12 protein-coding genes are annotated in these 15,726 nt (G+C 33.6%); 4 read left to right on the top strand and 8 right to left on the bottom strand.

The window, feature by feature from the left end:
• The 3 genes from AB4Y90_RS14830 to AB4Y90_RS14820 form a co-directional block, all read right to left on the bottom strand.
• Positions 1-522, bottom strand: a 522-nt coding sequence (locus tag AB4Y90_RS14830) for a DUF1697 domain-containing protein (RefSeq protein WP_441558316.1), incomplete at its 3' end; no start/stop codon positions are given.
• Positions 523-627: 105 nt separating this feature from the next.
• The gene (locus tag AB4Y90_RS14825; protein WP_441558315.1) at positions 628-2,118 is read right to left on the bottom strand and encodes a hypothetical protein; all 1,491 of its coding nucleotides are present in this window, start codon (positions 2,116-2,118) and stop codon (positions 628-630) included.
• A gap of 92 nt (positions 2,119-2,210) precedes the next feature.
• Entirely contained in the window at positions 2,211-5,675 is a 3,465-nt protein-coding gene (locus tag AB4Y90_RS14820; protein ID WP_441558318.1) for a glycosyltransferase family 117 protein, read from the bottom strand.
• 107 nt (positions 5,676-5,782) lie between these two features.
• Between AB4Y90_RS14820 and AB4Y90_RS14815 the strand changes: the two genes are divergently transcribed.
• The 3 genes from AB4Y90_RS14815 (at position 5,783) to AB4Y90_RS14805 (ending at position 10,278) form a co-directional block, all read left to right on the top strand.
• Entirely contained in the window at positions 5,783-6,820 is a 1,038-nt protein-coding gene (locus AB4Y90_RS14815) for a PLP-dependent cysteine synthase family protein (protein WP_441558314.1), read from the top strand.
• Between the two features lie 78 nt (positions 6,821-6,898).
• The gene (locus AB4Y90_RS14810; protein WP_441558317.1) at positions 6,899-8,170 is read left to right on the top strand and encodes an aminotransferase class I/II-fold pyridoxal phosphate-dependent enzyme; all 1,272 of its coding nucleotides are present in this window, start codon (positions 6,899-6,901) and stop codon (positions 8,168-8,170) included.
• Between the two features lie 125 nt (positions 8,171-8,295).
• A complete protein-coding gene (locus AB4Y90_RS14805) occupies positions 8,296-10,278 on the top strand; it encodes a B12-binding domain-containing radical SAM protein (protein WP_441558313.1) in 1,983 nt (660 codons plus the stop codon).
• Between the two features lie 59 nt (positions 10,279-10,337).
• Here the strand turns inward: AB4Y90_RS14805 and AB4Y90_RS14800 are convergent, their stop codons facing one another.
• The 3 genes from AB4Y90_RS14800 to atpD form a co-directional block, all read right to left on the bottom strand.
• Positions 10,338-11,168, bottom strand: coding sequence for a hypothetical protein (locus AB4Y90_RS14800; RefSeq protein WP_441558312.1), 831 nt, complete (start codon positions 11,166-11,168; stop codon positions 10,338-10,340).
• Between the two features lie 79 nt (positions 11,169-11,247).
• Positions 11,248-11,532, bottom strand: a complete 285-nt coding sequence (locus AB4Y90_RS14795; RefSeq protein ID WP_441558311.1) for a FoF1 ATP synthase subunit delta/epsilon — start codon at positions 11,530-11,532, stop codon at positions 11,248-11,250.
• 84 nt (positions 11,533-11,616) lie between these two features.
• Positions 11,617-13,125: a F0F1 ATP synthase subunit beta gene (atpD, locus tag AB4Y90_RS14790; protein WP_441558310.1), complete on the bottom strand. Its 1,509-nt coding sequence runs from the start codon at positions 13,123-13,125 to the stop codon at positions 11,617-11,619.
• 228 nt (positions 13,126-13,353) lie between these two features.
• On the opposite strand from atpD, the gene AB4Y90_RS14785 reads away from it, so the two are divergent.
• Positions 13,354-14,274, top strand: a complete 921-nt coding sequence (locus AB4Y90_RS14785) for a bifunctional riboflavin kinase/FAD synthetase (RefSeq protein ID WP_441558309.1) — start codon at positions 13,354-13,356, stop codon at positions 14,272-14,274.
• Positions 14,275-14,286: 12 nt separating this feature from the next.
• Here the strand turns inward: AB4Y90_RS14785 and AB4Y90_RS14780 are convergent, their stop codons facing one another.
• Together AB4Y90_RS14780 and AB4Y90_RS14775 are read right to left on the bottom strand one after the other, a co-directional pair.
• Positions 14,287-15,165: a GLPGLI family protein gene (locus AB4Y90_RS14780; protein ID WP_441558308.1), complete on the bottom strand. Its 879-nt coding sequence runs from the start codon at positions 15,163-15,165 to the stop codon at positions 14,287-14,289.
• A gap of 47 nt (positions 15,166-15,212) precedes the next feature.
• Positions 15,213-15,425: a bacteriocin-like protein gene (locus tag AB4Y90_RS14775; protein ID WP_441558307.1), complete on the bottom strand. Its 213-nt coding sequence runs from the start codon at positions 15,423-15,425 to the stop codon at positions 15,213-15,215.
• Positions 15,426-15,726: the final 301 nt, after the last annotated feature.

The following is a 15,726-nucleotide window of genomic DNA, read 5'->3' as shown; positions in this document are numbered from 1 at the left end:
GAATTTCTTGATGATCTTCTCAAAAGTATTAATATTTCTGCTTGTAAACTGATCTTTCATACTTTTTTTTCCTAAAACTTTTCCAAAGCTGGAGTCTAATGTATTTCCTTTTAAAACCTGCCAGTAAAAATTAGTACCGACAATTTCTGCTTTTTCGTTTTCAGATTTTGAGGCATTTTCAAACTCACTCATCAGAATATTTTCTACATTTTCATTTCCCACAAAAGCATAGGTGTGAAAATCTTCTTTTTTTTCAAAAGGATTTTCGTTCCAGAACAATTCTGTTTCTTTTTCATTTTTAATAAACAGGAAAGCTTCGTAATTAAAATATTCAGACATTGCTTTTTCAAGAATCGTCTTCAGCTCGTCTTTGTTTTTGTCTGAGCTGAAAACAATATTTCCCGAAGCGAGAACTGAACTTACATTTTCCATTCCGGCATCTTTGAAAACCTGACAGACTTCCGCCATTTTCATATTCGTTCCTTTTACATTGACACCACGGAGAAAAGCACAGTATTTCATAAATTTAGGTTTTAGGTTTTAGGTTTTAGGTTTTAGGTTTTAGAAGTTAAGATTATTATTTAGGTATAAGCTGAAATTTTTGAATTTTTAAATAATTTAAATCTTTCAATTCTTCACTTTTACATACAAATTATAATCTGTTCCTGAAGGTTTTAGGTTGTAGATTTTTTCTAAAACAGGATATTCACTTTCTAAATGATTTTTTATTCTGAATTCATTCAGGAGACGGTAATTTTCTTTATAATAGGCTGAATCTTTATCTTCAAATAAATTTTTGTAGGAAAGAAGATATTTTGGTTTTCTGTTTTTTACTGTATTGATCCAATAATTCGGTTTATCTTTTTTAATTTCTTCCTGAATTTGCTTGTCGACCAAACCAACTTCATCGATCGTTTTTAAACCTGAAAAATAAGGAACATAACCTGCAGGTTCCAGAAAAATCCATTGTTTTTTATCTTTTTCATAGGTATTTAAAAATAATCCGATTGATCTTCTGTAGTTCCATTCACCATTTCCTGTTGCAATAGAATGTACCGTTTGGAAAGCCAACATCGGCAGAATATAAATCAAAATTAATAAAGTCACCCAAAGATTTCTTTTTGTTTTCTGTTCTAAAACGAAGATCAAGACCGGAACAAAAAGTAAGATCTGCGGAACCCAGTAATACCAATCGAACAAACTTTTTTGTGAGAGAAAAACAATTTGTTTTGTCCATGCAAAAAGGAAAATAATCCATAGGAAATAGTTTCTTTTTTTTCTTTGTCTTATTAAATAAATAAAACAAAGAAGTTCAAAAAGAGCAATCACAATGGTGATTGGATTAAAATCTCCCGGTAACTTCAGCATTCCCCAAAAGTTTCCGTAGTTTAACCTGAAATATTCTATATTCTGATGCAAAGTAAACACTTTATCGTAAGCCAGTTTTTTAGCAACAATCGTATTATTGACCAACTCACCGAAATAAAACCAGTTAAAAGAAACGCAGACTGCAACTCCTAAAATTCCACCTAAAATGTAACTCCATCTGATTTTTTTATTCCAAAAAATATCCACTAAAAATACAATTCCGAGAAAAATTACGGTATCAATTCTTGTAAACAATATTAACGTCGGAAATAAAATAAAAGCCCATTTTTTTTCTTTTTTAAAACCATAATACAATAATGCCATTTCAAGGAAAAACAGAATGCCGTATTCCATTCCGAGAATTGAAATCTTGATTGAAGGAGGTAAAATTCCAAATAAAAAGATGAAAATTGCTTTATGCCAATTGTTTTTAAATAAAAGATGTGACAGAAATAAACTTCCGATCGTAAAAAGCGTGGTATTGAAAATAAGTATCGGTTCTATAAAATTTTCTTTTCCGAAAATCAAGTTGAAAATATAGGAAACAAAAACGTACAAATGCGTTGTGGATGCCGAAATTTTCGTAGCTCCGTTGAAGCCGATCACTCCGTAATCCATTAAATTCTGAGCAACCCGCCAAGTGATAAATGCATCTTCCTGAATATGGTGCGTTAATAAAAAATAAAGCTTTGCAATAATGGCAAAAAATACGGCGTAGATCGGGAAATACTTATTTTGGGATTCAGACATTGCGTTTTTTTTAGTTCTGCAAAGATAATTCTAAATTTCAGGAATATCAACACAAAAAAAACGGAACCGAAGTTCCGTTTTAAGTATTTGTCTTATTGAGTTGCTTTGATGATCGCTGTGGTAATCTGATCTTCTTTTTCTTTAGCATAAGTAGAATCGAATGGTTCCATCACATCAAATAAATATTGATAGAAAGGTGTGATTTTCTGCACATTTTCAGATTCTTTCATTGCTTTTTCTTTGCCCATCTGCTGAAGATCTTTAATGAATACATTAAATTTCTTATCAATCGGCTCAATAGATTTCACAAGATAATTGTAAGCTTTCTCCTTCTGACCTATCTTTTTGTAAGCATCGGTTACCGAAGTCACCACTAATGAATATTCCATTGGCTTTGATCTCATCGGTCTTCCTACATACGCCTGCTCAGAACGGCTTAAAGATAAATAATAATCGTATTCTTCAAAAATTCCTTTTTTAAGAACTTCTGCAAGCTTCAGGGCTTTTGCTTCCTGTCCCGCAACAATATAACCGTAAACCATCGAACTTAAAGAACGTGGATCGTTGTATTTCTCAGCAGGAATTTCTTTAGAAGCAATATCTAATATTTCTAATGCTTTTGCTTTCTGACCGGATAGCGCTAAAGCTGCAGCTGCTCTACTTGCCGAACTTCTGTAGCTCATAATGTTTGAAGTTGCTGTTTCGTCGAAATGTACATTCAGGTCTTTAAAATTACCCCATTTGTAATTTTTTACAATATTGTAAAGTGAGTTTGCGTCTACTCTTCCCATTTCTCCGTCACTGCTTCTTGGTGTATGAATCGGAACCAGCCTGTAACTGAAGCCGTCAAACTGAAGATAATCGTCTAAGAAGAAAATATTTTCGCTTTCGTAAACTCCGCCTGATGAGAAGTTGATCGGGCGTTTCCAGTCGAAATTTGCCAAAATATCAAACATCATCAGGTTATTTTTATATAAAGTTCCTGATTTGTAATCTACCACAATCTGATCTACCGTATTTGGAAGATCTGAAGCTTTAATGATACCCGATTTTACAGCATTTGCTTTGTTTACAGGGATTACAAATTTGCTTACAGGAAGGAAGTTATATTTTTCGTAACGCTCTTCCCCAAAAATCATTTTTAAAACTTCATCTTTTTCAGGAGATTTTATTTTGATGAAATTGATCGCTTCTTTTAAAGTCATTGAATCCTGAGCCAAGTATTTCTCGAAAGGCTGAATCATGCTTTGCGGAGCTCCTGCTTCCTGAAGGTTTGCAATAATGTTTTTCCAGTCGTTATTTTTCATCAGATAAATCTGGTCGTTTACACCATCTCTGTAATCTTCGTGGGTAAGCTGACTAGGAATTGGGTTCGCATTATAGGTTTTTCTCTTTACCTGATCGATATTCCAAGGCGTTGAAAGCAGGGTAAAGTTAACCACTTTTACATCATCTCTGAATCTTTCGGTTTCCTGCATTGCCCAAACCGGATAGGTATCGTTATCACCATAAACAAATAAAATATCTTCTTTCGGCAAAGATTTTAATACCGAATAAGAATAATCATAAGCTGTATATCTGTTGCTTCTGTCGTGTACATTATAATTCTGGAAAGCCATCATAAACGGAACTCCCAATAAAATCACTCCAAAACCAATGTTTGCGGCATTAGATTTTACTTTAGACTGTAAATACCAAAGTATGGCTCCTGCTCCCAAACCGATCCAAATGGCAAATGCATAGAACGAACCAACCATTGCATAATCTCTTTCTCTCGGTTCAAAAGGTTTTACTCCGGTGTAGAAAATAATTCCGACACTTGTTAAAACAAATAATGATAAGATCGCATAGAATCTTCCGAAGTCTCTATTTAACTGGAAATAACATCCCAAAATACCTAAAAGTAAAGGTAAAAAGAAGAATGCAACTGTACTTTCATTCTTGTATTTTGCAGGCAAAGTTTCCTGATTTCCATTTAATAAATTATCTACTACAGGAATACCCGAAATCCAGTTACCTCTTGTAGTATCTCTGGTTCCTTCCAGGTCATTTTGTCTTCCAACGTAATTCCACATCAAATATCTCAGGAAATAATATCCATTCTGAAAATTGATAAAATAATCCATATTCTGCATCAAAGATGGCTTTTGAACAGTAATCAAATTATAAGGTCTTACTTTTAAATAATCTGAAGCAGTAATCGTTCCGTCTTCATATTTAGCTTTAAGCTCATTAAAAATTTCCTGTGCTTCCGGGCTGTCTGCAACATCTTCATTCCCGTAATTAAACTGAAAATCTGGTGCGCCATACATAGAAATGTAATTTGCCATTACATCTTTATCATCGTTAAACATTCTCGGCATTAAGCTTACATGAGACTTATTAAAAACATAGTTAAAACGTTCGCTAGTTTTTCTGTAAGTTCCTGTTTTTTCGTCTTTTTCGTAAACATCTCCGGTTTTAGTAGTTTTAAAACTACCATCTTCATTTTTTTCAATTCCGTTTGCATCCAAAAATGCGGTATAGTTTTGTCCGTAAATTGTAGGCCAGTCTCCGTATTGTTCTCTGTTATAATAATCAAGCATACCGATTGCAGTATCAGGATCATTAAGGTTCATTGGCGGGTTTGCGTTTGCTCTGATCGGAATTACCATCCAGCAAGAGAAACCGATAATCATATAAACCACAGACAAAGCTACCGTCTGAAAAATATTTTTCTTCGATTGTCTTGCATATTTTATAAAGAAATAGCAAAGCGCAACCATAATAATAAATCCTGCAATTGTTCCTGAGTGGAAAGGCAATCCTAAACCATTTACAAAGAATATTTCAAGCCTTCCGAATAAAGACATGATTACAGGGAAAATAATTTTAAATACAACAATTAAAATTCCTAAAGTAATCAGGTTGGCAAAAAGAAAATTCTTCCAGGTAAACTGATAATTTCTTGCGTAATATACTAAGCAAACCGCAGGAATTGCAAGCATTCCCATCATGTGAACTCCCACAGAAAGTCCTAAAATAAAGAAGATTAAAATAATCCATCTCTCATTGTCTTTCTCAAGATATTCGTTTTCCCATTTAGTGATCAACCAAACTAAAAGCGCAATAAACATCGATGCCATTGAGTACACTTCACCTTCCACTGCAGAAAACCAGAATGTATCTGAAAAAGTAAAGCATAAAGCCCCGATAACTCCTGCAAAAAGGATAGAAATCTCCTGATGTTTTGTGATTTCTTCAAAATCTTTGTTAAGAAGTCTTCTTACGAAATGAGTAATCGTCCAGAACAAAAACAAAATGGTAAATGCGCTGAATAATGCAGACATTGCATTGATAACGATTGAGTAATTTTCACCCTTACCTAAAGCAAAAATGGCAGCTACTGCTCCCACAATCTGAAATAAAGCAGCTCCCGGAGCATGCGTTACTTCTAATTTTACTGCCGAAGAAATGTATTCACCGCAATCCCAAAAACTAAAATTGGGTTCTATGGTCGATAAGTACGTGAAAAATGCAATGCTTTTTGTCCGCTTCGGATGACTGAAAGTAAAAATAAATCACGTATTTATATAATTAAAGAACTTATAATTAACTAAAAGTTTAGAAATTATTTATTTTTTTGTATTTTTGCGGTCAGATTTTTATTGAAAAATAACAAATAATGAGTAATGTTTACGATAATATTCTTGGCTTGATTGGGAGTACGCCTTTGGTAAAACTTAATACCGTAACAAAAGAAATTCCTGCAACCATCTATGCTAAGTTAGAATCATATAATCCTGGACATTCCACTAAAGATAGAATCGCACTTCATATTATAGAAAACGCTGAGAAAAAAGGTTTATTAAAGGAAGATTCTGTAGTTGTAGAAACCACTTCAGGAAACACCGGTTTTTCACTTGCAATGGTTTGCATCATTAAAGGATACAAATGTATTTTGGCAGTGAGCGACAAAACAAAACCCGAAAAAATAGCTTATCTTAAAGCTCTTGGTGCAACAGTTTATGTATGTCCTGCGAATGTACCTGCGAATGACCCGAGATCATATTATGAAGTAGCTAAGAGAATTGCTGCGGAAACTCCAAATTCTGTTTACATCAACCAGTACTTTAATGAGCTGAATATTGATGCACACTACAATACGACAGGTCCTGAAATTTGGGAGCAGACTCAAGGAAAAATCACTCATCTTTTTGCATGCACGGGAACAGGTGGTACTTTATCCGGTTCTGCAAAATTCTTAAAAGAGAAAAACCCAAACATCAAAATTATCGGTGTTGATGCAGATGGCTCTATTTTGAAAAGTTATCACGAGACTGGTGAAATTCACAAAGAAGATGTACATCCTTATCAGATCGAAGGAATGGGCAAAAACCTGATACCTTCTGCTCTTTTGTTTGATAAAATCGATGAATTTGTAAGAGTAAATGACGAAATGTCGGCTTACAGAACCAGAGAGATCGCTCTTAAAGAAGCAATTATGGGAGGTTATACAACCGGTGCTGTTACACAAGGATTAATGCAGTATGCCAACTCTCATCAGTTTTCAGAAAACGATTTCGTTGTTTTGATCTTCCCGGATCACGGATCCAGATATATCACCAAAGTTTACAGTGACAAATGGATGGAAGAGCAAGGTTTTATCAATAATTGTTTCCACAATTACGATGAAGTTTTCAAGACAGAAATCATCAAATAAATTTTAAAAAAGATACAAATAAAGCCTTTTTTGTAATTCACAAAAGGCTTTTTTACTTAAAAAATTACGAATATAATGTTGGATATTTTTGAAAGAATAAAAGAAAATCCGGGACCTCTTGGACAGTTTGCAGATTATGGTGAAGGGTATTTTATTTTCCCTAAATTAGAAGGACCAATCGGGCCGAGAATGCAGTTTCAGGGAAGAGAAGTGATTTTCTGGAGTGCTAATGATTATCTTGGAATGTGTAATCATCCCGAAGTTTTGGAAGCAGATGCAAAAGCTGCCGCAGAATACGGAATGTTTTATCCGATGGGAGCAAGAGCAATGTCTGGCGAAACGCATCAACATTTGCAACTGGAAAAAGAATTGGCAGAATTCGTACAAAAAGATTCAGCATATTTATTAAATTTCGGTTACCAGGGAATGGTTTCTACCATCGATGCTTTGGTAAGCAGAAATGATGTGATTGTTTACGACGTAGATTCTCACGCTTGTATCGTAGACGGTGTAAGACTTCACGCCGGTAAAAGGTTTACTTACAGACACAATGATATTGAAAGTCTTGAAAAAAATCTTAAAAGAGCTACAAAAGTTGCAGAAGAAACCGGAGGCGGTATTTTAGTAATTACTGAAGGAGTTTTCGGAATGAGAGGACAACAAGGTAAACTAAAAGAAATCTGCGAACTAAAATCAAAATACAACTTCAGACTTTTAGTAGATGATGCACACGGATTCGGAACTCTTGGTGAAACAGGAGCCGGAGCTGGAGAAGAGCAAGGATGTCAGGATCAGATTGACGTTTATTTCTCAACTTTTGCAAAATCTATGGCTGGTTTCGGAGCATTTATCGCAGGAGATAAAGAAATTATCAGATATTTGAAATTCAATTTAAGATCTCAGATTTTTGCTAAATCTTTAACAATGCCAATGGTAATCGGAGGTTTGAAAAGATTGGAATTGCTAAGAACAAGACCTGAAATTAAAGCTAAACTTTGGGAAAATACCTTAAAATTACAAAACGGACTTAGCGAAAGAGGTTTCAACATCGGTGATACCAATACTTGTGTAACTCCGGTAATGATGCAGGGTTCTCCGGTAGAGGCAACTTTATTAGTTAAAGACTTGAGAGAAAATTACGGAATCTTCACATCTGTAGTGGTTTATCCTGTAATACCTAAAGGAATGATTCTACTGAGATTAATTCCTACCGCTTCTCACACAGATGCAGAAATTAACGAAACATTAGCTGCGTTTGATGCGATTCACGATAAACTGAAAAGTGGATATTACAAAGATCAGGAGCAAAAATTATTATCTGAACAAGGTTTAAGTTTCAAAGAAATTTAAGACTAAACATAATTTTTTATAATTGCCACGAATACACGAATATTTATTTGTGCATTCGTGGCAAAACTTTTCAGAATCTAAGTGTATTCATAAAGATTTAGAATAAATTTGCAAAAAAATTCCTTTTGAAAGATCTTCTTCTCATCACTCCACCTTTCACGCAACTCAACACTCCTTATCCGGCGACTGCTTATATTAAAGGTTTTCTGAATACCAAAAATATTTCAAGCTATCAAATTGATTTGGGGATCGAAGTGATTTTAGAGTTATTTTCAAGAGACGGAATTCAAAAAATTTTTAATACCAAAATTGATCTGCGGAATATTTCAGAAAACTCCCAACGAATTTTTGCTTTAAGAGATGAATATTTAAAAACAATTGATCAGGTAATTTTATTTCTACAGAATAAAAATCCTACTTTGGCAAGACAGATCTGCTCGATGAATTTTCTTCCCGAAGCTTCCCGGTTCAACCAGTTGGATGATATGGAATTTGCTTTTGGAAATATGGGACTTCAGGATAAAGCTAAACATTTGTCTACTTTATACTTAGAAGATTTATCTGATTATATTGTTGAAAATGTAGATTCAGATTTTGGATTTAGCAGATATGCCGAAAGATTAGGTAAAAGCGCCAATTCTTTTGATGAATTATATTCAAAACTGAATGATTCTCAAACGTTTATTGACGATTTTACTTTAAAAATTCTCAATGAAAAATTAGAATTGGTTCAGCCAAAATTAGTATGTTTTTCAATTCCGTTTCCCGGAAATTTGTATTCAGCTTTTCGGTCAGCAAAATTTATCAAAGAAAATTATCCTCACATCAAAACGGCAATGGGTGGCGGTTTTCCGAATACAGAATTAAGAGAAATTAAAGACCAAAGAGTTTTTGAATTTTTCGATTTTATTACTTTAGATGACGGCGAAGTTCCTTTGGAATTAGTTTATGAAAATGTTTGTCATTCTGAGCAAAGCGAAGAATCTCATTTCAAAAGAACTTTTTTAATTGAAAACCAAGAAGTTACTTACAAAAATAATTCTACCAAACACGATTATAAACAATCGGAAATAGGAACTCCCGATTATACTGATTTACAGTTAGATAAATATATTTCAGTTATTGAAATTGCCAATCCGATGCACAGTTTGTGGAGCGATGGAAGATGGAATAAATTGACAATGGCACACGGTTGCTATTGGGGAAAATGTACTTTTTGCGATATTTCTTTAGATTATATAAAAATTTATGAACCCATTTCTGCCAAAATTTTGGTTGACAGAATGGAAGAATTAATTAAAACAACCGGCGAGACCGGATTTCATTTTGTAGATGAAGCCGCTCCTCCCGCTCTGATGAGAGAAGTTGCTTTGGAAATTTTATGCAGAAATCTTGTGGTAACCTGGTGGACAAATATTCGTTTTGAAAAAAGTTTCACTCAGGATTTATGTTTTCTCTTAAAACTTTCGGGTTGCGTTGCGGTTTCGGGCGGACTTGAAGTTGCGAGTGATCGATTGTTGAAATTAATTGATAAAGGAGTTTCCGTAGATCAGGTTGCGAAAGTTACCAAAAATTTTACCGAAGCAGGAATTATGGTTCACGCTTATTTGATGTATGGCTACCCGACTCAAACCGTTCAGGAAACGGTGGATTCTTTGGAAATGGTTCGTCAATTATTTGAAATGGGAATTTTACAGAGCGGTTTTTGGCATCAGTTTGCGATGACGGCGCATTCTCCGGTCGGGCAAAACCCTGAAGAATTTGGAGTGACTCCAATTAAGCAAGAAATTTTGTTTGCTAATAATGATATTGATTTCAAAGACAAAACTGGAATCGATCACAGTAAATTTAGTTTTGGTTTAAAAAAGTCTTTATTCAATTTTATGCACGGAATTAATTTTGAAATTCCATTGCAGGATTGGTTTGATTTTAAAATTCCAAAGACAACTATTCATCCAGATTACATTCACGATTGTTTGTTGGATGAAGACCAATTTAGTTTTAAAGGAAATTCTAAAGTTATATTTTTAACAAAAAACGTAATCGCTGAGAATTACGTAAAAACAAAAAAACAAAACTCTTGGGCGTACACGGCTAAAGCCAATTGAAATTGAACCTACAAAAAACGGGCTAAAGCCCGTTTCTATTGAATCATTAAATATTCAAATTATTTTTTATCTTTTTCTACGCCATCTTTTACGACTTCACCCACGATTATTTTATCCTGAACCTTAATAAAATTGGGATCTAAAATTGCCATTCTCTCGGCAAGTGCTTTGTAAGTAGGAAATTTCAGAATCGAAGCCCGACCCGACATTTCTCTATATAAAGTAAAAACTTTTCCACCTGCTGTTGTAATTCTTTTGGTCGTTGTACTGTATCGACCAACCAATTTACTTTTGGCATCATACATTTCAATGTCAACAAAAGTTTTATCTGAAATGGTATCTTCAGAGCCAAAACTTACAGGTAAATTGGTGAAATACCCGACCGGAACGCCATTACTCAAAATTTCCCCGACATTATTGACCGTAATATTTAATCTGTCAATTTTAGATCTTGTGGTATAAGCTTCTTTTGTTTTGGTATCGAGTTTACGTTTCGGCATATTTTTGAAAAGCTCATCCAGATTTTTTATGTTGATTCCTCTTTCATCGATAATCTTCAACCCTTTGATGCAAGTATAGACAGCAGATTTTTCATCTCCGGAAAATGCAGACGGAGAAATGTAATCTATATCTAAAGTTTTTTCACGATTATAGATTCGATTCAACTTCACATAACTATCTCGTACAGAATCTACTACGCTTTTATCGACAAACTCCATCGTGAAAATGGGGGTTTCCTTCAAATCCATAAAAGTGTATTCACCAGATTTGCTTGAGATTTTTGCAACATGAATTCCGTCTAAACTAACAATGCCTCTTTTCGTTTTAATAATTTGAGCATTTAGAATGAAGCCCAAAATTGTAAAGAACATGATTAAACTTTGTTTCATAAAATCAGATTTTACAAAGCATAAAAAAAGTGTAAACAAAGTTACACTTTTTTGAAAATATATTTAGCTTCGATTTTAATTATTCGCAAAGGATAATTCCTTTATCGTGATTAAATTCTACAACACCGCTTTTTATAGGATACGTATAAACTTCGTTTTGATTTTCATTTTCTTTGGTGAAGTTTTTAGCATAAGCTTCATCTACAGACTTTGTAAAAAGCTTTACTTTTCCGCCTGATAATGAAGAAACAATTCCTGCGTGGTTTTTCATTAAATGGAATTCACCATTTTTTCCCGGCAGCAATACTGAGTCTACTTCTCCTTCAAAAACTACGTATTCTGGTGTTAAAATTTTTATATTCATTTTTATGAAATTATAGATTATAGATTTTAAATTATAAATTATTGAAATTCAATCTAAAATCTAAAATTTAACATTTAAAATTTCTTAAGCGTTATCAGCCAACATTTTTTGTCCAGCTTCGATCGCTTCTTCGATAGTTCCTTTCAGGTTGAAAGCAGCTTCCGGTAAGTGATCCAATTCACCATCCATAATCATGTTGAATCCTTTGATCGTATCTTTGATATCAACCAATGATCCAGGAATACCTGTAAACTGTTCTGCAACGTGGAAAGGCTGAGAAAGGAATCTCTGAACTTTTCTTGCTCTGTAAACTACCAATTTATCTTCTTCTGAAAGCTCTTCCATACCAAGAATTGCAATGATATCCTGAAGCGCTTTGTATCTCTGAAGAATTTCTTTTACTCTTTGAGCACAGTTATAATGTTCTTCACCGATAATTTCCGGAGCCAAGATTCTTGATGTAGAAGCCAATGGATCTACCGCCGGATAAATACCTAATGAAGCAATTTTTCTATCTAATACTGTTGTTGCATCTAAGTGAGCAAATGTTGTAGCAGGAGCCGGGTCAGTTAAGTCATCCGCAGGTACGTAAACCGCCTGTACTGAAGTAATTGAACCATTTTTAGTAGAAGTAATTCTTTCCTGCATTGCACCCATTTCAGATGCCAAAGTTGGTTGGTAACCTACCGCAGAAGGCATACGACCCAAAAGTGCAGATACCTCAGAACCAGCTTGTGTAAAACGGAAGATATTATCTACGAAGAAAAGTACGTCTCTACCTTGTCCTGTTTCACCACCGTCTCTGTAGTACTCAGCTAAAGTAAGACCAGAAAGTGCTACTCTCGCTCTTGCTCCAGGTGGCTCGTTCATTTGTCCGAAAACGAATGCAGCTTTAGAATCTTTCATCGCTTCTAAATCTACTTTAGAAAGATCCCAACCTCCATTTTCCATAGAGTGCATGAAATCATCACCGTATTTAATAATACCTGATTCTAACATCTCTCTCAAAAGGTCGTTTCCTTCTCTCGTTCTTTCACCTACACCGGCAAAAACAGAAAGACCACCGTGTCCTTTTGCAATATTGTTAATCAACTCCTGAATCAATACCGTTTTACCTACACCTGCACCACCGAACAAACCAATTTTACCTCCTTTTGAGTAAGGCTCAACTAAGTCGATTACTTTAATACCTGTAAATAAAACTTCTGCAGAAGTTGAAAGTTGATCAAATTTCGGAGCTGGTCTGTGAATAGGAAGACCACCTTCTTTAGAAATTTCCTGAATTCCGTCGATAGCATCACCAACAACGTTGAATAGTCTTCCATTTACCGCATCACCGATTGGCATGATAATAGGATTTCCGTATCCGATTACATCCTGACCTCTTTTAAGACCATCAGTTGCATCCATTGCGATACATCTTACGGTATCCTGACCAATATGCTGCTCTACTTCTAATACTACTTTTTCACCGTTTTCTTTTGTAATCTCCAAAGCATCATAGATACTAGGAATAGCTTCTACATTATTAAAAACTACATCGATTACAGGACCAATAATTTGAGAAATTTTTCCTTTAATTTGGTTTGCCATTGCTAAATTTTTTCTTGGTGCAAATATAATGAATCTTCACAAACCTGCAATTGCTAAAAAAAAGATTTTTATCATACTTTTTAAACAATTTAGCAATATAAAAATCTACCAATTTACCAATAAATTTCTCCGTACAATATCTTATTTTGTTACATTAATAGATTGTTAAACTGTTACATTGGTACATTGTTACATTATACTTATATTTGCAGTCAAAATTTTTTCATCTTGAAAGTTTTCAGAAATTTTAGTGATTATCCTTCCCAAAAGCCTTTAGCATTATCATTGGGAATGTTTGACGGAGTACATCTTGGTCATAAATGTATCATCGACGAACTAAAAAAAGTGGGTTCGGCTCATCATCTGGAAACTGCGGTCCTTACCTTTTGGCCGCATCCGAGATTTGTTTTTAATCCTAATGAAGACTTAAAACTTCTTAATACTTTGGATGAAAAAACTTTATTGATGGAGAAATACGGCATCCATAATTTATTTCTGAAAGAATTTGATGAAGAGTTTAGAAATCTTACCGGTGAAGAATTTGTTCGTCAGATTTTAATTGAGAAATTAAATGTAAAATATTTAATTATCGGCTACGATCATTCTTTTGGTAAAAATAAAAGCGGAAATTTTGAATTGCTTCAAAAGCTTTCTAAAGAATTAGATTTTGAGGTCGAGCAAATGGAAGCTATAAACATCCACGAAAATAATATCAGCTCAACAAAAATCAGAAATGCTTTATTGGCAGGTAATATTTTGGAGGCAAATGAAATGTTGGGGTACTCCTATTCGATTTCCGGAACTGTTGTTCACGGTAAAAAAATCGGCAGAACAATTGGTTATCCAACCGCAAATATCGAAACTGAAAACCTTAAATTACTTCCTAAAAAAGGTGCGTATATCGTTGAAGTTTTTGTAAAAGGTCAGCAATATAAAGGAATGTTGAGCATTGGAACAAACCCAACTGTAAACGGAGAAAAATTAACCGTTGAAGTTTATATTCTGGATTTTGAAGGTGATATTTACGATGAAAAAATCACTGTGAAATTCAGAGATTTTCTTCATGACGAAATTAAATTTGAAGGTTTAGAGAAATTGATTGAAAGATTGGATGAGGATAAAAGATTAACGGAAGAATTTGAGTTTTAAATAAATCCTATTTTAGTTTTCTAATTCTAACGGATTTGCAAATTTTTTATTTTCTGCCCTTGCTTTTTCCCTTTCTTTCTCTCTTTGCCTTACTATTTCCTTTCCTTCTATAATGATTGTTCCATAACTTGCAAGTACAGCCGCTGCATTGGCATTGGCATTTTCCTGAGCCTTTTTTAGTTTTGCCTGTGTCGTTTCTATAGCTTCGGAATATCTGCTTTTCTTAATGTTAATTAATTTTCCTTTTAATTTAGAATCCGGCACTGATTTTACTAATTCAAAATCAAAATCTCCTTTATCATCAGTTATTTTTATGATTAATCCTGGTAATCCACTAAATTTCATTGGTCCATATGGAAATGGAATTTCTGGAGAATACCATGCAATCCAGTTTCTTCCTTTAAACCTGACTTCCGCTTTTTTACAATTAATAGAATTAATTATTTTTGTTTCATTAATAAGCTTCCAATTCTTTATTACAGGTTCTTTATAGGTTAATAGCGACAATCCGGCTGTATCAAAAAATTGTATATTATCGTTTGACTGTATGATGGTAAAATTGAAATTTGTTTTTGGAATCACAGTTCCTTTTTTCCATCCCAAAGTTATACTTCCATCGGAATTTTCTGTCCTTGTTCCAGAATTCGCCATTACCGAATCACCTTTCAACGATATGGTACTTGCAAAAAACGAATGCTTGTCAGTTATTTGTAATAAAAAAAGTTCTTCTTTTCTATTTTCTGTTCGTGTGTCAAATTTAGCTTTTAACAGATAAATAAACTCACCACGCAAAGTATCTTTTTTGTATAAATGAGCATGAAAAAAAACAGCGCAAAATAAAAATAAAAGACTAAATGATTTTTTATTATAATACATAGAATTTGTTCTCATTTAAAAATTGCACTTATAGCTATTTCGCTATAAATGCAGAACATAAATTAAGCTAGGTGTTCAACATCAGAACCACTGTAAACTGGTTTTTTACAGTAATACGCTTCAAGCTTTGCTTCCCATTCGTCAACTTGCTGATAAGTCCAATCTTGAGTAGTCATAGCTGATACTCCACAAGAGGTTTCTACAAAAAAAGTTCTCTTTTCGCCTGCCTTTACTGTTTTAAGATCATTGCGAGATAATTTTTTAAATTTTTTCATCGTAATAAATTTTTTAATAATTAAAATTGTGTTAAACTTTTTTGCGCATTTGGGTTTGAACACCTCAAAGAAAAAAAGAAAAAATGAGATTCACAAAATTAAATATCACTTTTTTTAGAAAAATTTATTATGTTAACTAGCTTATTTTATATATTTTACAAATCTTTTTAATTCACTTTAATGAAAATAATTAATATTATTTCGTGGAAATTTATTCTGAGCTAAATTCAATAGGAGAAATTTATCTTTTTTAATAATTAAAGATTTTTTTTGTGAGCGATTTAAAAACGAGATTAAGAAT

Origin of the sequence: Chryseobacterium sp. 2TAF14 (assembly GCF_052115105.1) — a bacterium.
Taxonomy (GTDB): domain Bacteria; phylum Bacteroidota; class Bacteroidia; order Flavobacteriales; family Weeksellaceae; genus Chryseobacterium.
Note: the sequence above shows the minus strand (reverse complement) of the source record. Positions and strands in the feature narration are given on the sequence as shown.

Coding starts and splice junctions, on each gene's coding strand:
- AB4Y90_RS14795 (WP_441558311.1), bottom strand. CDS start 11,532: ATGAATATAAAAATTTTAACACCAGAATACGTAGTTTTTGAAGGAGAA.
- AB4Y90_RS14825 (WP_441558315.1), bottom strand. CDS start 2,118: ATGTCTGAATCCCAAAATAAGTATTTCCCGATCTACGCCGTATTTTTT.
- atpD (WP_441558310.1), bottom strand. CDS start 13,125: ATGGCAAACCAAATTAAAGGAAAAATTTCTCAAATTATTGGTCCTGTA.
- AB4Y90_RS14775 (WP_441558307.1), bottom strand. CDS start 15,425: ATGAAAAAATTTAAAAAATTATCTCGCAATGATCTTAAAACAGTAAAG.
- AB4Y90_RS14780 (WP_441558308.1), bottom strand. CDS start 15,165: ATGAGAACAAATTCTATGTATTATAATAAAAAATCATTTAGTCTTTTA.
- AB4Y90_RS14815 (WP_441558314.1), top strand. CDS start 5,783: ATGAGTAATGTTTACGATAATATTCTTGGCTTGATTGGGAGTACGCCT.
- AB4Y90_RS14800 (WP_441558312.1), bottom strand. CDS start 11,168: ATGAAACAAAGTTTAATCATGTTCTTTACAATTTTGGGCTTCATTCTA.